At 65.4% G+C, this 20,481-nt stretch carries 20 protein-coding genes; 8 read left to right on the forward strand and 12 right to left on the reverse strand.

What is annotated here, in order from left to right:
- Positions 1-881: HNH endonuclease signature motif containing protein (locus CSQ99_RS16220; RefSeq protein ID WP_141562690.1), on the forward strand; the 881-nt coding region annotated here is incomplete at its 5' end.
- Between the two features lie 13 nt (positions 882-894).
- On the opposite strand, the gene CSQ99_RS16225 is transcribed toward CSQ99_RS16220, so the two are convergent.
- The 9 genes from CSQ99_RS16225 to CSQ99_RS16265 form a co-directional block, all read right to left on the reverse strand.
- Positions 895-1,698: an acyl-CoA thioesterase gene (locus tag CSQ99_RS16225; protein ID WP_099040030.1), complete on the reverse strand. Its 804-nt coding sequence runs from the start codon at positions 1,696-1,698 to the stop codon at positions 895-897.
- Positions 1,695-2,894 (reverse strand): CoA transferase, encoded by a 1,200-nt coding sequence (locus CSQ99_RS16230; protein WP_099040031.1) that lies wholly within the window; start codon positions 2,892-2,894, stop codon positions 1,695-1,697. Before CSQ99_RS16230 ends, CSQ99_RS16225 begins: the two co-directional genes overlap by 4 nt.
- A gap of 12 nt (positions 2,895-2,906) precedes the next feature.
- The gene (locus CSQ99_RS16235; protein ID WP_176561048.1) at positions 2,907-5,090 is read right to left on the reverse strand and encodes a thiamine pyrophosphate-dependent enzyme; all 2,184 of its coding nucleotides are present in this window, start codon (positions 5,088-5,090) and stop codon (positions 2,907-2,909) included.
- A gap of 12 nt (positions 5,091-5,102) precedes the next feature.
- Positions 5,103-6,020, reverse strand: a complete 918-nt coding sequence (locus tag CSQ99_RS16240; protein WP_099040032.1) for an arginase family protein — start codon at positions 6,018-6,020, stop codon at positions 5,103-5,105.
- 22 nt (positions 6,021-6,042) lie between these two features.
- Entirely contained in the window at positions 6,043-6,816 is a 774-nt protein-coding gene (locus tag CSQ99_RS16245) for an HAD-IIA family hydrolase (protein WP_099040033.1), read from the reverse strand.
- Between the two features lie 54 nt (positions 6,817-6,870).
- A complete protein-coding gene (locus CSQ99_RS16250; protein ID WP_099040034.1) occupies positions 6,871-7,215 on the reverse strand; it encodes a heme-binding protein in 345 nt (114 codons plus the stop codon).
- A 44-nt stretch (positions 7,216-7,259) separates the two neighbouring features.
- Complete coding sequence (locus tag CSQ99_RS16255; protein WP_099040035.1) at positions 7,260-7,601, reverse strand: hypothetical protein; 342 nt, start codon at positions 7,599-7,601, stop codon at positions 7,260-7,262.
- A gap of 163 nt (positions 7,602-7,764) precedes the next feature.
- Positions 7,765-9,090: an ISL3-like element ISPfr2 family transposase gene (locus CSQ99_RS16260; protein ID WP_099040036.1), complete on the reverse strand. Its 1,326-nt coding sequence runs from the start codon at positions 9,088-9,090 to the stop codon at positions 7,765-7,767.
- Between the two features lie 1,001 nt (positions 9,091-10,091).
- Positions 10,092-10,403 (reverse strand): putative quinol monooxygenase, encoded by a 312-nt coding sequence (locus CSQ99_RS16265; protein WP_006247389.1) that lies wholly within the window; start codon positions 10,401-10,403, stop codon positions 10,092-10,094.
- Positions 10,404-10,510: 107 nt separating this feature from the next.
- Between CSQ99_RS16265 and CSQ99_RS16270 the strand changes: the two genes are divergently transcribed.
- From CSQ99_RS16270 to CSQ99_RS16295, 6 genes are all read left to right on the forward strand, one after another.
- Positions 10,511-11,452: a GlxA family transcriptional regulator gene (locus tag CSQ99_RS16270; RefSeq protein WP_006247388.1), complete on the forward strand. Its 942-nt coding sequence runs from the start codon at positions 10,511-10,513 to the stop codon at positions 11,450-11,452.
- 543 nt (positions 11,453-11,995) lie between these two features.
- Positions 11,996-12,556, forward strand: a complete 561-nt coding sequence (locus CSQ99_RS16275) for a hypothetical protein (protein WP_099040037.1) — start codon at positions 11,996-11,998, stop codon at positions 12,554-12,556.
- Between the two features lie 15 nt (positions 12,557-12,571).
- Positions 12,572-13,894 (forward strand): Dyp-type peroxidase, encoded by a 1,323-nt coding sequence (locus tag CSQ99_RS16280; RefSeq protein WP_099040038.1) that lies wholly within the window; start codon positions 12,572-12,574, stop codon positions 13,892-13,894.
- Between the two features lie 8 nt (positions 13,895-13,902).
- Entirely contained in the window at positions 13,903-14,916 is a 1,014-nt protein-coding gene (locus tag CSQ99_RS16285) for a hypothetical protein (protein WP_099040039.1), read from the forward strand.
- Positions 14,917-15,133: 217 nt separating this feature from the next.
- Positions 15,134-16,633, forward strand: coding sequence for a biotin carboxylase (locus CSQ99_RS16290; RefSeq protein ID WP_245908950.1), 1,500 nt, complete (start codon positions 15,134-15,136; stop codon positions 16,631-16,633).
- Between the two features lie 21 nt (positions 16,634-16,654).
- The gene (locus tag CSQ99_RS16295; protein WP_099040041.1) at positions 16,655-17,851 is read left to right on the forward strand and encodes a serine hydrolase domain-containing protein; all 1,197 of its coding nucleotides are present in this window, start codon (positions 16,655-16,657) and stop codon (positions 17,849-17,851) included.
- Positions 17,852-17,870: 19 nt separating this feature from the next.
- On the opposite strand, the gene CSQ99_RS16300 is transcribed toward CSQ99_RS16295, so the two are convergent.
- Positions 17,871-18,656, reverse strand: a complete 786-nt coding sequence (locus CSQ99_RS16300) for a spirocyclase AveC family protein (protein ID WP_099040042.1) — start codon at positions 18,654-18,656, stop codon at positions 17,871-17,873.
- A complete protein-coding gene (locus tag CSQ99_RS31025) occupies positions 18,653-18,799 on the reverse strand; it encodes a hypothetical protein (RefSeq protein WP_176561049.1) in 147 nt (48 codons plus the stop codon). Before CSQ99_RS31025 ends, CSQ99_RS16300 begins: the two co-directional genes overlap by 4 nt.
- A 124-nt stretch (positions 18,800-18,923) precedes the next feature.
- Between CSQ99_RS31025 and CSQ99_RS16305 the strand changes: the two genes are divergently transcribed.
- Positions 18,924-19,571, forward strand: a complete 648-nt coding sequence (locus CSQ99_RS16305; RefSeq protein ID WP_099040115.1) for a TetR/AcrR family transcriptional regulator — start codon at positions 18,924-18,926, stop codon at positions 19,569-19,571.
- Positions 19,572-19,581: 10 nt separating this feature from the next.
- Here the strand turns inward: CSQ99_RS16305 and CSQ99_RS16310 are convergent, their stop codons facing one another.
- Positions 19,582-20,463 carry a mycofactocin-coupled SDR family oxidoreductase gene (locus CSQ99_RS16310; RefSeq protein WP_099040043.1) on the reverse strand — a complete coding sequence of 294 codons (882 nt, stop codon included), beginning with the start codon at positions 20,461-20,463 and terminating at the stop codon, positions 19,582-19,584.
- Positions 20,464-20,481: the final 18 nt, after the last annotated feature.

The following is a 20,481-nucleotide window of genomic DNA, read 5'->3' on the forward strand; positions in this document are numbered from 1 at the left end:
CCGACGATGTGCTGTTTCTGCTGGATCAGGACGGCCCCGCCCCCGATGACACCGAACGCCAGAGGAAACGCGGTCTGCACTGCGGCCCCCAACAACGCGACGGCATGGTGCCCATCCGGGGCTACCTGACCCCCGAAGCGTGGGCGATCTGGGAAGCCATCTTCGCCAAAACCGCCGCACCCGGGATGTGTAATCCCGACGACGAAAACCCGTGCGTCAGCGGCACACCGTCACAGGAACAGATCGACACCGATCACCGCACCCCCGACCAACGCCAACACGACGCTTTCTTGGCGGTCGGGCGTAATGCGCTGGAATCCGGGCAGTTGGGTCAACACAACGGGTTGCCGACCTCGATCATCATCCGCACCACCCTGCAAGACCTCGAATCCCGCGCCGGGGTCGGCACCACCGGCGGCGGCACCAAGCTGCCCATCAATGACGTGATCCGCATCGCCGGCCACGCCCACCACTGGCTGGCGATTTTCGACAAGGCCACCGGACAAGCACTCGACCTGTTCCGCACCAAGCGGGTGGCCTCCCCGGCACAGCGGATCATGCTCATCGCCCGCGACGGCGGGTGCACCAAACCCTGCTGCACCGTGCCCGCCTACGGCGCCCAAGTCCACCACGCCGCCGCCGATTGGGCCGATGGCGGCAACACCAACATCAACGACCTCACCCTGGCCTGCGGACCCGACAACCGCCTCGTCAACAACAACAACGGCTGGACCACCACCATCAACGCCCACGGCGACACCGAATGGGCCCCACCACCACACCTCGACACCGGCCAAACCCGCATCAACTACTACCACCGCCCCGAACTGCTCCTGCGCCCACCAGAACAACCCGACGACAACCCCGAACGCGGACCATAGAGATCACCGAGGCTCAATCCCGCTCGGCGATAAGACCTTCCTGCGCCAGCGTCGCCGCGATGACACCGTCGGCGCGGATCAGGCTGCCGGTCACCACGCCGCGTCCCCGCGCGGCCGCGGGTGAGGTCGTCTCCAGCAGGTTCCACTCGTCGGCCCGTACGGGTCGGTGGAACCAGATCGACGAATCGGTGGTGCCGCTGCGATGCGTGCGCGCCTTCATCGAATGTCCGTGGACCTTCAGCGCCGGATCAATCATGTACACATCGGTGACGAACACGGCAACCAAGGTGTGTAGCAGCGGATCTTCGGGAAGCTCAGCCGTTGTCCGCCACCAGAATCGGCGGACAAAGCCATCACCGGTTCCCTCGTCGGCGATCCGGATATCGAGCTCGTCCAACGGCATCGACGGCGCCGGACCCGCCGGGCCGGTCAGCGCAAGAGCGTTCGGGTCGTGCGGCATCGACGAGCGTGCGCCGTGTTCGGGGCCGGCCAGATCGATGGCGAAGGACACCGTCGCGGCCGTCAGCAGCCGCCCGTTCTGCCGGGCGTCGACACGGCGTGCCGCGGCGGTCCGGCCGTCGAAAACCTTTGTCACGGTGTACTCGACGGGCTCACCGGCCTCACCACCGCGCAGGAACTGCAGATGCATGTTCGTCGGCGACCGGTCGGCGTCTACGGTCCGGCACGCCGCCGCGAGGCTCTGTGCCATGAACTGGCCGCCATACGAACGCTTTCCTTCCGGCCCACTGGCCGGACCGATCCACATGTCCCCGGTGTCCCCCGGCTGCAGGTCCAGCAGTCCCAGCAGCTTGCTCATGCCACGGTGCCCGCATTCGTCAGACGTGCGATGTCATCCACGCTCAGATCGAGCCACTCCTCGAGCACCGCTGTGGTGTCGTCGCCCAGTGCCGGCGCGACTGCCGCGGCCGGATAGACACCGCCGATCGACATCGGCAGTCCCGGCGCCAGGTACTCGCCGATACGCGGCTGGTTGAGCGCTGTGAACATCGGATTGTTGGTCACCCGGTCGCCGCGGGCCGCCTCGTCGAAAGTGCGATAGCGGTCCCACAACACGGAACTCGCCGAAAGGGCATCGGTGATCTCCTGCGCGGTGTGCTGCGAGAACCACTCATCGAAGAGCCCGAACAGCGCACCACGATGCTCATAGCGCTGCCCCTCGTCGGCCAGATCGACTCCCAGCGTCTCCGCCAGTGCAGCAACGGCTTTCGTTGTTCCGGTGAGATGGGTCAGATCGCGGAAATGCCGGCCGGTAAGGGCGACGATCATGAAGGAGACACCGTCACTGCTCGTGAAGTCCTGGCCGTATTGTCCATACACCGAATTGCCGATCCGCTGACGTGCGGTGCCGTTGATCATGACCTCGGTGAAGAAGCCCAGATTGCCCGCCGTGGCCAGCGCAACGTTTTCCAGCGGAATGCTGATCCGCTGCCCCTGCCCGCTGGCGTCGCGGTGCCGCAGGGCCGTGACCACGGCCAACGCCGTGTAGATCCCGCAGGTGACATCCCACGCGGGCAGCACGTGGTTGACCGGAGTTGCGAGGTCGGCGGGGCCGGTCACCATTGGAAAGCCGATGGAGGCATTGACTGTGTAGTCGACGCCGGTGCCACCGTCCGCGCGTCCTGACACCTCAACGTGAATCAGGTCGGGCCGCAACCGCGTCAGTGCTTCATAGGAATGCCATTCCCGCCCAGCGACATTGGTGATCAGTACACCGCTGCCGGCGATCAGCCGCTGCACCAGATCCTGACCGTCAGATGAGCGCATATCGGCGGCGACCGAGCGCTTGCCCTTGTTGAGCCCCGCCCAGTAAATGCTCTCACCGTCATCGGTCAGCGGCCAGCGGTGATAGTCGGCCGCTCCCCCGATCGGGTCGACGCGGATCACCTCGGCGCCCATCTGGGCCAGCGTCATCCCGGCCAGTGGCACCGCAACGAAGCTCGAGATCTCGACGATGCGCACCCCGGCCAACGGCCGGGTCGGGTCCGAACTCACCCGGTCAAGCTATCAAGTGCCGGATCCGACGAGTTTGATCGCCGCCGCCTCGACCGTCTCCTCCGATAGCAGGACATGCAACGCAGCGTCGCCCAGTGGGATGAAGCTGTCATTGCCCGCGACCCGACCGAGAGGACCCACAAAGCCATGCTTGACCAAGGCTGCCAGCACGCCTTCGCCAACCCCGCCGGTCTCGCGGGTCTCGTCGACGATGAGCACTCGCCCGCTGACTCCGGCCTCGTAGAGCATGTCCTCCACCGGCAACGGCGCCAACCATCGCAGGTCGACGACGCGGACTCCGATATCCAACGCCGCCAGCCTGCGTGCGACCCGCAGACTCATCCGCAGCCCGTTGCCGAACGTCAGAATCGTCAGATCGGTGCCTTCGCCGTACGTCCGCGCCCGGCCGACCGCCACGCCGGACTCCGGATACGAAGCGAGCCAGCCGCCGTCGTTGTCGTCGTACAGATCTCGCGTGTGATACAGCGCGATCGGTTCGAGGAAGAGACACACCGCGCCGGCTTCCCGCGCCGCCGCTGCGCACGTGTGCAGCATCGCGGCGGCGTCGTCCGGACGCGCGGGTGAGGCGATGACCACACCGGGAATGTCGCGCATCGCAGCGATCGAGTTGTCGTTGTGAAAGTGCCCACCGAAGCCCTTCTGGTATCCGTAGGCGGCGACTCTGACAACCATGGGGTTGCGGTACTGGCGGTTGGAGAAGAACTGCAGCGTCGCCGCCTCACCGCGGATCTGGTCGGCGGCGTTGTGAAAGTAAGCGAGGTATTGGATTTCGGGGATGGGCAACAGACCCGAGACTCCGGCCCCGAGCGCCAGACCCAGGATCGACTGCTCGTCGAGCAGTGTGTCGAACACTCGCGCCGAACTGGTCGCCGACAGCAGACCGCGCGTGACGCCGTACACGCCGCCTTTACGGGCGACGTCTTCGCCGAAGATCATCGCCTCCGGATAGCGGTCCAGAATGTCGTGCAGCGCCCGGTTGATCGCCGTCGCCACCGTCATCGGCGCATCCGTCTCAGCGGACTTGACCGATGCGACCAGAGACTCGGGCACGGCGCCACGGATATCGTCGTCGGTCGTGCGCAGTGGTTCCATCACCGCGTGCGCACTGTCGAGCTGGGGAAGCTCGCTGATCTGGTTGGCGAGTTCGATCACGTTGGCACGCTTGGCTTCGTAGTGGTCGAGCACATCGGTAGGTGTCAGCACGCCGATGTCGACCAACAGTTTGGCGGTGCACAGCACCGGATCGCGGTCGTATTCCGCAACGATCTCGTCGGGGCGCCGATAGGCCGGCTCATAGTCTGACCCGGCGTGGCCCATCAGCCGCACCGTCCGCACGTGCAGGAATGCCGGGCGCCGACGGGTTCGCACCCAGTCTGCGGCGGCGGTTGCCGCATCGAAGGTCGCAGCCACGTCCGATCCGTCCGCCGCGAAGTACGCCAACCCGTCGCGCTCGCCGTACGCCCGCTCGATCCAGCCACGCGGTGTCGGCACACTGATGCCGATCCCGTTGTCCTCGCAGACGAACAGCAGCGGCATCGGCACACCTTGATACGCGGCGTGCAGTGCCGCATTGATCGCCCCGACGGCGGTGGAATGGTTCACCGACGCATCGCCGAAGCTGCACACCGTGACCGCATCCTCGGGCCACGCGCACGCCACCCCCAGCTTCTTGGCCCGCGCGATGGAGAAGGCCACGCCGACCGCCCGCGGCAGGTGCGACGCGATGGTCGACGTCTGCGGAATGATGTGCAGGTCGTAGCGACCGAACACCTTGTGGCGTCCGCCCGCGATCGGTTCATCGGTCGCCGCGACGAAGCCGAGCAGCACGTCGCGCAGCGCCTCGCGGCCCTCGACGAGGGCGGCGCGGGCGAGGTAGAAGGCGCCAGACCGATAGTGCAGCAGCGCCGGATCCGTGGGCCGCAGCGCCGCTGCCACCGCGGCGTTGCCCTCATGGCCGGATGATCCGATGGTGTAGTAGCCCTTGCCCTGCGATCGCAGTTGTCGCGCGGCCAGATCGAGATGTCGGCTGCCCAACGCGACATCGAAGAGCGCCAGGCACACTCGCACTGTCAACGACGACCCGTCGCGGACCGGTTCGTCCTGCCCCGGTTTCCGGCGCGGTGCGCTCATCGCCGAGATGGTCTCGGTGAAGTAGTCATCGATGGGTTCGGCCACGTGTCTCCTGGGTCAGGGGTTTATTGTCGTGCGGGCCAAGGCGTTTCGAACGAATTCGACGATCTTGTCGGCGTCGGAGCGATCGTGGTCCTGATCCGGGTCGTATATCGCGAGGCTGGCGCCCACGCAGTGCGCCGGGGAGCCGAACAACGAAACGACCACATCGGCGAGTTGAACCCACGTCAGTCCGCCGGGTTCGTCCTCGATATCGGGTAGCCCCTGTGCACCGAACTCGACCGGGTCGAGCACGTCGAGATCGATGTGCAACCACCACCGATTGACATGCCCGGCGAGTTCGGCGATCGCGGCGCGGCCCGCACCAGCCGGATCATCGGCGACCTCCGCGAGCGGCGCAACCCACACCCCGCCGTCGGCGAGCGTGCCGACGTTGAAGCGCCGCCGCCAGGCATCGTCTCTCGGCCCGAGCACGACCAGATGCTCTGGCTGCAGCGCGGGCAACCGGTCGCCGAGGACGCCACCCAGCAGCCGCCCGGTCACGCCGAGCAGCAGGCCGATCTCGGTGTTGGCCGCCTCGCCATCCTCGGATACATCGAGCGGCATGGTGTCCTCGTGTCCGTCGATGAACACCAGTCCCACGTCACCGACGTGATCGCGAAGACCGGTCACGATGCCGAACAGCGACGAACAGTCGCCCCCGTAGACGACCGGGAATCGACCCGCCGTGACCGCCTCACCGACACGGAGGTTCAGCGCATCGGTCATGGCAAGCAACGCGGGCTCGTTGATCAAGCCGGTCGACGCGCCGCGTGCCGGATCCGGCTCGGGAAGGTCGAGGTTGTGGTCGGTGACATGGTGATGGTCGAAGGCATCGGCCAGGCCCGCTTCGTGCAGCACGCGGGCGGCCCGCGTCTGGTTTCCCGCACGGCCGTAACCGTCGAAGGGCACCCCGATCAACTCGATATCGGCCATTGAATTCATCCCTCGACGGGGATCACACGAGGTCGATCGCCTCGGCGATGGACGGCAGCACGCGGCTCGGCCGAAACGGATACCGCTCGATGTCGTCAACCGTGGTCGAGCCCGTGAGCACCAGGATGGTTTCCAGCCCCGCCTCGATACCCGCGACGACGTCGGTGTCCATCCGATCCCCGACCATGAAGGTGTTCTCCGAATGCGCCTCGATGCGGTTCAGCGCGCTGCGGAACATCATCGGGTTCGGCTTGCCGACGAAGTACGGATCACGCCCGGTCGCCCTGGTGATCATGGCCGCGACCGAACCGGTGGCAGGAAGCGGACCCTCGGCCGACGGCCCGGTCACGTCGGGATTCGTCGCGATAAAGCGGGCGCCCCCGAGAATCAGCCGGACGGCCTTGGTGATCGCCTCAAAGGAATAGGTCCGGGTCTCGCCCAGCACGACGAAGTCGGGATCCACGTCGGTGAGGGTGTAGCCCACCGCGTGCAGCGCCGTGGTCAGGCCCGCCTCGCCGATCGTGTAGGCCGACCCACCGGGCAACTGGTCGGCCAGGAAGGCGGCGGTGGCCAGCGCGGACGTCCAGATCGATGCCTCGGGCACAGTCAGGCCGGAGCGCAGGAGCCGCGCCGATAAGTCCCGTGGTGTGAAGATCGAGTTGTTGGTCAGGACCAGGAACGGGCGCTCCTTGTCGACCAACCTCTGCAGGAACTCGGCGGCCCCGGGCAGCGCATGCTCCTCACGGACGAGGACGCCGTCCATGTCGGTGAGCCAGCTCTGCGGTGTGGAGCGCACGGGTCCAGTGTGTCAGGCCGGACTCTGTCCGCGGCGATTCCCGCGCTTCTTGGGCTAGCCCATCGGCATATTCGGCATCTCCACGTTGCAGCGATCCCGGAAGTCGGCCGCGGCCTGCCTTACTGCGCGGAGCTCGTCGCTGACCCGTGGGTTCGCCTCGAAGTACGCCTGGATATCAGCTGTCATCTGATCGCGGGGCTTGCCTTTGAGACCCGTGAAGAATGCGTTCACGTCCGGATGGGTGAACAGATATGACGATGTGCCCGCCGATACACCGGCCATGACGCCGGCCAGATCCGCTGCCGTGCAGTTCGGCGGATCGGCAGCGGCCGTCGCCGCGCTGCCGAAGAGCATTGCGCCAGCGATCATGCCGGCTCCTATGACACTACGAGAGAACATACGAAACTCCTTGCTCGAATGGACAATTGGACTCACGGCGATGTTCAGCGTCGACCGCCTCCGCCGCCTCCGCGGCCGCCTCCGCCGCCTCGGCCGGGTAGATCGTTGTTGATCCCGGGCGGACTGGGGTTGCTGTTGTTACGTCCCGGATCCCAGTACACGTCGACGCCCCAGTCGTCGCTGCAATACCAGGGGTCGGCGCAGTAGCCGGGATAGGCCGGACCCGACATCGGAGCATCGGACCCGCCGCGCACCTCCCCCTGCGCGCAGATGGTGGAGCCACCGGCGCTGGTGCAATCCGCCAACGCCTCCGGCGCACCGGCGAGGGCTACGGGAACCGATGCCGAGGCGAGCCCCATGATCAAATACCGCACAAATAGTTTCACGGCTCCTCCTTTCGTGAATGAAAGGATCCGTATTTCCGCAGAATACGATCAAGGTCATAGTTCAAGAGTGAATTGGCACAAATGACCGTCAACTTCTCGACCAACGCCCGCATCAGGGTTCCCTAACCTGCCGCAGTTCATCACCAAATATCGGGAAAGCGGCTCATCCCAATCGGGGGTGTAGGAGTTGGGGTCTGAAGCCGCCGGTCTCGAGCAGGCTTCGGGCGATGTAGTTGGTCAGGTTGCGGAACCCGAGTGCGGAGCCGCGCAGGTGTTCGAGCCGTCCGTTGAGCGCCTCGGTCGGCCCGTTGCTGGTGCCAGGTCGTTCGAAGTAGGCGAGCACGTCGGCGGCTCGCTTCTTCAGGGTCCGGCCCAGGGTGGTGAGCTCGGTGAGCACCTTGGGGACGCCGGCGCTGAGGTCGGTGATCAGCTTCTCCATGAGCTCGCGGCCACGTTGCCGGTCCTCGTGGCGATAGGCGGCGATCATGCGCTGGTAGACACCCCAGGTCGCCTCGACCTCGACGTGAGCGTCATCAACGAACAGCGCGCGTAGCCTGTCGCTCTGCTTGTCGGTGAGCAGGTCCGCGCCGGTGTGCAGCGTGCGCCGCGACTTGTAGAGCGGGTCGTCCCTGAACCCACGGTGCCCGTGGATCGCGAGTTGGACCCGGCGCCGACACCTGTCGAGGGCGTCACCGGCCAGGCGCACGACGTGGAAGGGATCCATCACCGTGACCGCGTCCGGGATCTCCTCCGCAGCGGCGGTCTTGAACCCGGTGAAGCCGTCCATCGCGACCACCTCGACCGCGTCACGGAAGGCGTCGTCGCGGTCGGCGAGCCAGGTCTTGAACGCCGCCTTCGACCGGCCCTCGACCATGTCCAGCAGCCTTGCTGGGCCGGAGCCATCGCGGACCGGGGTGAGGTCGATGATCACGGTGACGTACTTGTCGCCACGCCTGGTGTGGCGCCAGACGTGCTCATCGACGCCAATGACCTTCACGCCCTCGAACCGCGTGGGGTCGTTGATCAGCAGCCGCTTGCCTTCGGCCAGGACCGCGTTGTTGGCGGTGTCCCACGCGACCCCGAGTCCCTCGGCGACACGGGCGACGGTGAGGTGTGCGACCACGATCCCTTCCAGCGCCCACCGCAACCCGGTGCGCGAGAGCTTCGCGCGTGGCTCCGCCGCGGCGCTGGTGTCTTGGCGCCACACGTGTCCGCAGTCGGCACAGCGGTAGCGGCGCACTACAACTTCCAGCACGGTCGGTCGCCAGCCCAGTGGCTCGTGGGCCAACCGCCGGATCACGGTGTCACGAGCAGCGCCTTCGCTGCCGCACCGTCGGCACCACTGATCTGGTTCCACCACGCGGCACGCGAGGACCGCACGATCCGGTTCAAGTCGTTGCCCGGTCACGCTCAGACCGAGGCCGTCGAGTCGAGCGAAGGCGGTCAGGTCAGGGCGGCCGAAGCCGGCCGGCGGGGTAGCGTCGGACACGTCGAGGTCTTTCGGATGGATGGCGTAGGAACCTCCATCGTCGGGAGACCTCGACGTCTATCTGCGGACCGACGCGCCCGGCCGACCTACACCCTCACCTGGGAAGAGCCCTGAAACGTCTTCGACGACGACGGGACCGGCGAGGAGCAAGGCGCGGTGAGCTAAAGAATGGAGCTTGCTCGGCTTCGACGCCGCCGCGAGCTCCGGTGAAACTCCGGTAAAACGGTCGGTACTGGTCGGTCGTCGTCGGTCACCACCGGATGGCAGCGTCCCCCACGCTCGGCGTTTGCGCAGGTCAGCGGCTCGTTCACCCAGTGGGCGCATCAAGCGATAGACGCAGAGCCGACGTGATTAGGTCGTCGGTTCGATTCCGACAGGCGGCTCCGGCGAACAGCCCCTGACCTGCGCAAACGCAGGGCAGGGGCGGTTCGGTTCTGGTGGTCGCGCGATGCGCTGGCCTCACGGCTCTGCCCGACACCGACGTCGCTCTCCTCTGCGACGGACCCCTCGCCTGCTGAGCGCTCGCGGCCGGCATCCTGTCCGTGTGCCGATAGGCCTCGCTCCGCTCGGCAACGCAGCGTGGCGTTGTGTCGCGACCTGGACGTGCGAGGTGTCAACGGTGCGTCGGCGCAGCGATCGTTGTGTGCGCAGCGAGATGCTCCATGCCGCACGCGCGGCGCGCACGAACGCAACGCCCCGGAACGCCAACGACCCGTCATCGCTGCGACGCGCAACGCGTCTCCCGTCACGGCAACGGATCGCAACCACGACCCGCCCACGGCGCCTCGCGGGACGGAGGGCAAGTTGACACAGTTGCGCTGCCATGGAACCGCGCTGGCTCTCTCGATGACCACCGGTGAAACAGTGCCGCTCCAGGCTTGCGCCTGGTGTTGCCTGGCCTCCTCGTGATCGGCCCGTCGGGGATCGTCAACGTGGTGCGGGTGTCGAGGCGGTCGGGTCCGACGGCTCGGCGGGGCGCGATCGTCTCGTGCGTTGGCGGACTACGGGAGCTTGGACGCGAGGACGTCGGCCGCCAGGATCTCGGGTGCTGCGCCGAGGAGGTGCTGGTTGGCCATCAGGGCTGCGACGATGGCGCCGTTGGCGTGGGCGTCGCGAGCGGCCTCGTCGGGGAATGCATCGAAGATCCAGAAGGTGTCGGCGTGGGTCCTAGCCGCGAACCAGACAATCGTTCCTACTTCTTCGTTGGCTAGTGCGACAGCGCCGGCGAGCAGATCGGCGAGCGCGTCGTGCTGTCCATCGGCCGCGACGATCTTGGCGACGAAGGCATACGGAAGTGATGCGGGTGTGGACATGAGAGGTTCTCCTTGAAGTCGGGGTTCTTCGTGGGGCGAGTTCAGCGTATGACGAGCGAGGGCCGGTGGGGAGTGGCGTATACGACAGTATTGCTATTGTTCGCGCCATGCGTATCGGACTGATCGCGATCGACGGCTGCTTCGGTTCGGCGGTCGCGTCGGTCATCGACATCGTGCGGGTGGCCGACGGAGCCCGCGGCGATGTCGACCCGCGGATCGACCCGATCGAACTCGCCATCCTCGGACCGAAACGGCGAGTGACCACGACGGCATCGATGACCCTGTCGGTGGACCACCCGCTGTCGGAGTCCGGAGAGTTCGACGTGGTCGTCGTCCCTGCGCTTGGAACCCTCACGGCCGCCGCGACCCACGACGCCCTCCAGAGCCGAGATGCACGTTCGGTCATCGCCTCACTCGGGCGCCTCGACGACGCGACCACCCGGATCGCCGCGGCGTGCACCGGCGTGTTCGCCGTCGCCGAGACCGGACGGATGCATCATCGGCGGGCGACGACCAGCTGGTTCCTGGGGCCGGAGTTCCTGAAGCGCTATCCGACCGTCGCCCTCGATCTCGACACCATGGTCGTGGTCGACGGGAACCTCGTCACCGCCGGCGCCGCGTTCGCCCACATCGACCTCGCGCTCTCACTCGTGCGATCGATCAGCCCCGACCTGGCCCAACATGTCGCCAAGCTCCTCATCATCGACGAGCGTCCGTCGCAGGCGGCCTTCGTCGCCTACGAACATCTCCGGCACGAGGACCCGATCGTCGTCGAGTTCGAACGCTTCGTGCGCGCCCGCCTGGACGAACCGTTCAACGTCGCCTTCGTCGCGCAGTCGCTCGGCACCAGCCGGCGCACCCTCGAACGACGAGTCCGTGCGGCGCTCAACCTCACTCCGCTCGGCTTCGTCCAACGGCTTCGCATCGAACGAGCTCGGCACCTCTCAGCAACCACGGACCTCACCTCCGCCGAGATCGCGCTACGGGTCGGCTACGCGAACGCCGAGACTCTGCGCTCCCTCCTGCGCAGGGAGCGACGCCGTTCCTGACCTATCGCCATGCCTGTAGCCGGTGTCCTAGCGCTCGGTTGGAACCACCTCTCAGCACGTCGCGTCGACGCTCCTGCGTCGCCCCTGGACGACCCACTCGACACGCCCGCAGCACAGGCCATGTGACGTGCCCCGGCTTCCCGGACGGTCGGGGTTGGGTGGCTGTGATGTCGCTGCGTTCTCGTCGAGGGGGTCAGCAGACCCGATCAGGGTCGATTGGGATGAGCCGCGAAGGCGGTCAGGTCAGGGCGGCCGAAGCCGGCCGGCGGGGTAGCGTCGGACACGTCGAGGTCTTTCGGATGGATGGCGTAGGAACCTCCATCGTCGGGAGACCTCGACGTCTATCTGCGGACCGACGCGCCCGGCCGACCTACACCCTCATCTGGGAAGAGCCGGGAAAGCAGCTAACTTTCAGCACTTCCGTACCATTCCGTACGTTCGGTGATTACCCGCGAGTCAGGTCGCTGGCTCTGCGAAAAGTCATGCACGCCAATTACTCAGTGCTAATGTCCGCCTCATCCGGTTCGACCATTGGGGGCGGAAATGTCGTTGTCAGATCAAGTGTGGTCGAAGCCGGCCGCGAAGGCCATCCCACCGGAGGGCTACTTCGAACTCGAGCGGGGCCGCTACGGCCCTACCTATCCCAGGACGCCCGCCTGTTACGGCTTTTCGATCATCGCGAAGGTCAAGGAAGGCCGCGAGGCAGCCGTGCGCGCATACGGCAAGACAATCGAGGAGACGATCGCGGCCAGCCCGGAGGCGCTCGCGCCACTGCGACTGCACTACCTCAGGTGGGTGCTCTTCGACGTCGGGTCGGGCCTGCACTTCCAGTACCAGGGCATCTTCGACACCGACTTCGACAAGTACACCGAGGATGCCGTCAAACTGTTCAGCGCGACGGGCATCACGACCGTGTTCACCAACCTGGAGGGGTTCCCCGAGGATTGGAAGGAAAACCCGGATGCGTTCATGAAGTTCGTCCGCGAACACCAGTGCCCAAGCTTTCTGGAGTACGGCGAGTATCCGTACGTGACGGCCGACGAGATCAAGAAGGCGCTGCGCCTGAAGGCCGCCTTCTCGGACATGCTCGACCAGATGCAGTAGCCCTCGGGCGCCACCATGCTCGAACTCGACGACATTCAGCACATCCTGCTGACCCGAACCCCGGCAATCACGGGGCGGTATGAGTTTCTGACCTTCGATACCCAGGACGGTGGCCGGGCCTGGCTGTCGGAACTGCTCGACCTCGTGCAGTCCGCGGCCGACGCCACCGAAACCATGGACGACAGCCGACGATGGATCACGCTGGCGTTCACCTGGACCGGCCTGCGCGCGCTCGGCGTACCTGAGGAGTCGTTGGCCAGCTTTCCCGATGAGTTCCGCGAAGGGATGGCGTCCCGCGCCGACATTCTCGGAGATACGGGATCGTGTCATCCTGACAACTGGGTGGGAGGCCTCGCGGGCGACGATGTGCACGCCATCGCGATCCTGTTCGCCCGCGACGACGAGCAATCCCGGATATCCATCGAGAACCATGACCAGTTGCTCGCCCGCACCGACGGAGTCCGCAGTCTGTCGTTCCTCGACTTGAACGCCACGCCGCCGTTCAACTACGCCCACGACCACTTCGGGTTCCGCGACAGGCTGTCGCAACCGGTCATGGAAGGCTCCGGCGAGGAGCCCACTCCCGGGTCGGGGGCCCTGTTGAAGCCGGGCGAATTCATCCTCGGGTACCCGGATGAAGATGGGCCTGTCACGAACCTGCCGCAGCCCGAAAAGTTGTCTCGCAATGGAAGTTTCATGGCCTATCGCCGCCTGCGCGAACACGTGACGGAGTTCCGCGACTACTTACGCGAGAACTCCGAGACTTCGGACGACGAGGAACTGCTCGCCGCCAAGTTCATGGGTCGCTGGCGCAGCGGGGCACCCCTGGTGCTGGCGCCCGACAAGGATGATCCCGAGCTGGGCGCTGACCCGATGCGCAACAACGACTACAACTACAAGGAGATGGACCCCTTCGGCTATGCGTGTCCGTTGGGTTCGCACGCACGACGGCTCAATCCTCGCGATACCGCACACAACATGAACCGTCGCAGGATGATCCGGCGCGGCGCCACCTACGGACCTGCACTCCCAGACGGTGCACCAGACGACGGCGTCGACCGTGGCATCGCCGCGTTCATCATCTGCGCCGACCTCGTTCGCCAATTCGAGTTCGCGCAGAACGTCTGGATCAATGACAAGGCATTCCATGAGCTCGGCAACGAGCACGACCCCATCTGCGGCACACAGGACGGCACATTGGATTTCACCGTTCCGAAGCGGCCGATCCGCAAGGTGCACAAGGGTATACCGGCCTTTACCACGCTCACAGGTGGCGCCTATTTCTTCCTGCCCGGCATCAATGCCCTGCGCTATCTGACAACGCTCGGCGGAAAGTAGAGCGCATCATGAGCACGCCGATTCCCGCCCGTACCTACAACCAGAGCCACATCGCGCGGAAACACGATGGGCGGCGAAGGATCGGCATCTACTGGACATGGAGCTATCCGTGGGAGGCGCAACGCGACCCTGGCGAGATGTACAACCGCTTCTCCACCATGACCGAGGTCCGAAACGCGTTGTGGCCCAGCTACGAAACCACCGAGTACGACAAATCCCATTTCCTGCAGGGAATCGCCGGGACACTGGAACTCTTCCACCGTTCGACGCTGGCCTTCCAAGAGCTCGCTGGTGAGGCAACGGGCCACCCGGTCGCCGTGTTCCAGCGCATCGATCAGGCCGGCTACAAGCTGCCGATCGACGAGCGGGTTCTCGCCGACACCGACACCTTGATGGTCTTCGGACTCGACCACATCCTGTCTGAGCAGGAGGCGGCACCCGAGGAGATCGCGGCCATCAAGGAGTGGTTGAAGCGTGAGGGCACCTGCCTGCTGCTGGCACCGCACCACGATGTGGGCTTCACCGACGACTTCAGCCAGCGGCAGATGGAATTCCAACACCACGGCGATCCGTTGGTGCCGCGCCAGCAGCGGTTCGGTCAGTACACGCGGTCACTCATGAAAGCCCTCGATGTGCCCGTCCACAACACGTGGGGTCTGCGCCCCGCCGTTGTCGAGGGCACCAAGGAGATCGCACCCCTGACCGGGTTCCGCGATGTGGACTCCGCGCGACTGCTCGACAACGTCACGACATTCAACTTCCACCCGCACCTTCCCCACTACGAACTGACCGCACCGGAAGGTGACGGCCTGCGGGTGCTCGGACGCCAGCGCGTGGACCCGAATCGACCGCACCCGTTCACTGCTGCGGGCAATAGCGAGTTCAATGCGCTCGTCTGGATGCCGCCGAGCGGGCAGCGGGCCGGCGATATCGTGCTGATCGATTCGACGCACTTCACCACTCTTTTCGGGGGCACCGACAGTTTGCGCAACCTGTGGCACAACCTCGCCACCATGAAATAGCACCCATCTCGCGCGGTCGCGGCATAGTGTCGGATTACCCGACAACCAGCGAGGTAGCGCGATGAGTGGTGATCGCCCGGTTCGAGCGAGACGGCCCGCTGTGGCCAAAAAGACGCCCGCGAAGAAGACTTCGACCAGCAGATCGGCACCCGCGAAACGCACCGCCCTGGCCAAAGCAGCCAAACCGGCCACACCTGCCAAGCCCGTTGAGGTCAGCATCGGCACCGACGCGGCCTTCGCCTCCGGTTCAGGGCAGCCGCGACGCCGGCTGAAGAACATCTCGGAGGTACGGCACTTCTTCCGCACCAACGACGTACCGATCCTGTTCTTCGGTGCGACCCCGTTCAACCTGTTGGGCCTCGACCGCTGGGTACGCAACTTCTCGTACATCACGTACTACGACGCATGGGACGGCGCCCATCCGCGAGTGTTCACCCCGAGTCGCAAGCCCTATCAGGAGTTCGAGAGCGGCGAGGAGATCAACAACTGGCTGCTGACCAACCCGGAGGTGCGCGCCCACATCAAGGCGGCCACCCCGCGTGGTGTCCGGCCCAAGGTCGCGATGGTGTTCTTCGACAGCGAAACCGAACAACTCTGCGAGGAACTGGGCTACGACCTGATTCTGCCCGCGGCGAGCCTGCGTGAGCACCTGGACTCCAAGATCGTCACCACGCAGCTCGGCAACGAGGCGGGCGCGCCCAGCGTGCCGAACGTGCTCACCCGCGTCGACAGTTGGGCCGGGCTGCGCGCAGCGGCCGAAAAGGCGGATCTCGGCGACGAACTCGTCGTGCAAACGCCGTACGGCGACTCGGGAAAGACCACCTTCTTCATCTCGTCGGAGGCCGACTGGCGCAAGCACAGCGACGACATCGTCGGTCAGGAGATCAAGGTGATGCGCCGGATCAACAACCGGCCCGTGGCGGTCGAGGCGGTGCTCACCCGGTGCGGCACCGTCGTCGGACCCTTCATGTCGGAACTGATCGGCTACAAGAACCTCACCCCGTCCCGCGGCGGTTGGTGCGGCAACGAGATGTTCCCCGAGGTACTTACCGGCGAAAGTAGGCGCATCGCAACACAATTGGTTCGCCGATTGGGCGATCGACTCGCCAAGGAGGGGTACCGCGGCTTCTTCGAGGTGGACGTCCTTGTCGACACCGACACCAACGACATCTACCTCGGCGAGCTCAACCCCCGGATCAGTGGGGCGTCATCGATCACCAACGTGACCGCAGGCGCCTATGCCGATGTGCCCCTTTTCCTCTTCCACATCCTGGAGTTCATGAACGTCGACTTCGACCTGGACGTCGACGAGATCAACGAACGCTGGGAGGAGTTGGCGTCCGCGGACGTGTGGAGCCAGATGGTGATGAAAGAGACCGACGACGTGGTACAGCGCCTGACCGCCACGCCGCGCACCGGTCAGTACTTTCTGGACTCCACGGGCGCCCTGGTATTCCGTCGCCCGGCGCTGGACTGGCACCAGCTGCAGAACGAGTCGGAGGCGTTCTTCCTGCGGATCTACGGGCCCGGCGACTATCGCTGGAAGGGCGCCGACCTCGGCGTGCTGGTGACCAAGGGGCGCCTCCAGGTCGACGGCACGGGCAAATCGTCGCTGACCATCCGCGCCCGACACCTCATCGACTCGGTCCGCGACGAATTCGCTGGTACACCGATCTCCGAGCCTGCAACTCCGAAGAGCACTGCGGGGGTCAAGTAGGGCTGAGCTAGTCTCGTCGCCATGGTGCTGGGAGGCGACGCCGGACGTGTGCCGACGGAAGTCACGCTGGACAACTGGCAGTCCGCCTCGCACCTGCACTGGACCTTCCAGCATGTCGCGGACTTCCTGCCGACGGCGGTGATCGGGCGTGGCGTCGGCCCGGTCGCCGAGTTGCCTGCCGCAGCGGAGCCGACCGAACTTTCCGATATTCCTTTACACGACAACACAAATGGCCGACGCACCACGGTCGGCGACGTCATGGCAGCGACGGCGACCGACGGCTGGATCGTCACTCATCGGGGCCGGCTGATCACCGAGCAGTACTACGGCGGAATGACCGCCGACACCTCGCACCTGTTGATGTCGGTGAGCAAATCGTTGATCGGCATGGTGGCAGGTGCCCTGGTCAGCAACGGTGCGCTCAATGTCGACGCGGAGCTCAGCCACTACGTACCAGCACTCGCGGGGTCCGGCTACAACGGCGCCACGGTCCGGCACCTGCTCGACATGCGATCCGGGATCACCTTCTCCGAGGACTACCTCGACCCGATGGCCGAAGTGAGGCTGCTCGAGCAGGCCATCGGCTGGGCTCCACGCACGGTGCCCGACCTGCCGACGACGATGTACGACTACCTGCTCACCCTGCGCCAGGGCTCGCCACACGGCGGCCCGTTTCGGTACCGCTCCTGCGAGACCGACATCCTGGCCTGGGTCTGCGAAGCGGTCAGTGGACTGCGGATGCCCGAGTTGATGTCTGCGGTGCTGTGGAGCAGGCTCGGTGCGGAGAACAACGCGACGATCGCCATCGATGCGGTCGGCACGGGCATGTTCGATGGCGGGATCAACACCTGTCTGCGCGACCTCGTCCGGTTCGGCTCGCTGTACCTGGGCGGCGGAACCTCGTTGACGGGCGAACAGGTGGTTTCCATGTCGTGGATAGCCGATACGTACGACGGTGGCGTCGATTCGCGGGATGCGTTCGCCGCCAGCCCCGACGACAACCGCATGCCCGGCGGCATGTACCGCAACCAGTGCTGGTTCCCATACCCGGGCAACAATGTGTTGCTGTGCTTGGGGATTCACGGTCAGATGATCTACGTCAACCGCTCCGCCGGGCTCGTGGCGGCCAAGCTGTCCAGCTGGCCGCTGCCCCAGGACGCGACCAAGCTGTTCCCGACCATCGCCGCGTTCGACGAGATCGCCACCCAGCTGTCCTGACCGCTCGCTCGAGACGGCGCTATCTCGGCTGGTTCGGTACTCCAGGGAACAGTTGAACATCTGGACCAGAAGTCACGAAACCCATCTGCTTGGTCACCAGATGGGGCGCGAAAACGGCGCCGTAGAGCACATTTCCAAGGACGATGACGGTGATGACGGAGACGATCGCCGACTGGACCCGCGTCTTCGACAGCTTGTCCGACCACATCTCGATGACGTTGCGTCCCTGCGCATCCGTACGCCCGAGCAGGTAGGTGAAGACCATCATCTGAATGCCCATCGCGATGGCGTCGTAGATCGGGTACTGATGCAGGGTCCCCTCGAACAGTCCGAGGCCGGGGAGCACGTAGGCGTAGTGAAAGACTCCCAGCCGAGCGCCGAGGCCGCCGTTGAAGATCAGGGCCCAGCAGAAGCCGACGACGAGGCCGACGATCAGCAGGGTTTGCGGCCTGCGCCAGTTGAACCGGGCGGCCAGCCGCCGCCCGATCGCGGCGCCCGTGACGGCGGGAATGCAGAAGTAGCCGATGTAGCCCAGCGGCACCGACGAGGGCAGCCCGCCCCACGTCATGTTGAGCGGCCACCACGAGGGCATGCGCGGCAGCGCCGGCGGGAACTGCGCGTACATCGCCCAGTCGTAAGGCGCTTCGATCCATGAGAACGAGATCGCCGAGATGCACAGGAGAAGCAGGGGGTGCAGGTGGCCACGCCGAACGCTCAGATAGATCCCGGCGGCAATGAACAGGATGCCGCTGCCCCAGCCGAAGGCATTGGACGCAATCAGCAACGGCGTCATCTCGGTGTTCATCGGTCGACCTCGTTCGTTGCGCCCGCCACTTCGGGCTCACCGCTGACCGCTTTGCCGCGGGCCTCGGGGTCGAAGTAGGTCACCAGACCGAAAATCAGGATGATCAGCCCGAACAGAGTCCCGAGCATGATGAGCTGGCCCACGGGCGCGTCCTTTCACAATGATCGACCGATTAATAATAGTGGACACTATTAAAAGGGTTGGGTCAAGCACCGCTATCGTTGAGTGCCATCAACCGCGCAGCGCGGTCCAGAGGAGTCAGAAGTGGTGCCGCAGCGACGTTCACCTGGGAAGCAGAACCCCCAGACAACTCGCCGGCCGCGCGGCGAGGCACGCAGGCTTCTGCTCGACGCCGCCCGGGATCTGTTCGCCCGCCAGGACTACCGCGCCACGACCACTCGTGAAATCGCCGAGGCCGCCGGGGTCACCGAATATCTGTTGTTCCGCCACTTCGGCTCGAAGGCGGGTTTGTTCCGTGAAGCCCTCGTCTTGCCGTTCACGAACTTCGTCGACGAGTTCGGCAAGACATGGCAGGCCGTCATTCCCGAAGAGACCGACGAAGAGGAGCTTTCTCGGCAATTCGTCGGCCGCCTCTACGACGTCCTCGTCGAGCACAAGGGCCTTCTGCTGACCCTCGTCGCCTCAGACGGCCTCAGCGAGGAGGAGATCGAGAGTGCAGGCATCACCGACATCCGGCGAGCGCTGACCCTGCTCGGCCAGATCAGCGGCGAGGGCATGCGCCTGCGCGGTCTGCATTCGGGTCACCCGGATCTGCCCGCACACTCGACGGTCGCGATGATTGTCGGCATGGTCGCGCTGCGGTCGACCTTCTTCGGAAACCGTCCGCCATCGCGCGAGGCGATCGTCGACGAACTCGTCCAGGCGATCCTGCACGGATTCCTGCACCGCCCGTAGGTGCGCGCCCCTATCCCCCGGGTCCGTTGGGCCACTTGAGCAATGAGCCGCCGTCGACTCGGATCTGTTGTCCGGTGATGTACCGGCTGTCATTGCTGGCCAGGAACACCCCCAGCTTCGCGATGTCCTCGGGTTCGACGTATGGGATCGGCATGGCCTGGAAGATGGTGAACAACGGCTCGGCATCCTCGCGGGTGGCCTGCTTGCCCTCCTGGGTGAGGTCAGGCCGGAACATACTGTACATGCCGTCGTTCTGCAGCAGATGGGTGTTGCAGTTGGTCGGATGGATGCAGTTGACGCGAATCATCCTGTCCGCGAGCGCCATCGACATCTCTTCGACATACTCGATCAGCACCCGCTTGCTCCAGCCGTAGCCCCTTCCGCCGGGACCCATGTTCGGGTTGTCGGTGGTGCCACGAATCATCCCGGCGGTCGATCCCGTGATGATCACCGAAGCACTGTCAGGCAGATGCGGGACGGTGACCGCGACGGTGTTCATCACGCCGAGCAGGTCGACGTCGCTGGCGTCGACGAACGACATTGCGTCGAAGGCTCTTCCCATGGCCATCGGCAAGATCCCCGCATTGGCGACGACGATGTCGATCTTGCCGAGGTCGGCCACGCCCGCCTCGACAGCGTCGCGTAACTCGTGGCGCTCCCGGACGTCGGCGACGCGGGCGACGACGCGGCGTCCGATCTCCTTGACCGACCGCTCTGTTTCGGCGAGGTCGTCGGGTGTGGCCAACGGATAGGGGTTGGACGGGATGTCGCGGCAGATGTCGACCGCGATGATGTCCGCGCCCTCCTTGGCCATCTCGATCGCATGAGCGCGACCCTGACCACGGGCCGCACCTGTGATGAAAGCGACTTTGCCGTCGAGCTTTCCGGTCATATGGTGCTCCTCGGTGAC

This window comes from Mycobacterium neglectum (genome assembly GCF_002591975.1).
In the GTDB taxonomy this organism is placed as follows: Bacteria; Actinomycetota; Actinomycetes; order Mycobacteriales; family Mycobacteriaceae; genus Mycobacterium; species Mycobacterium neglectum.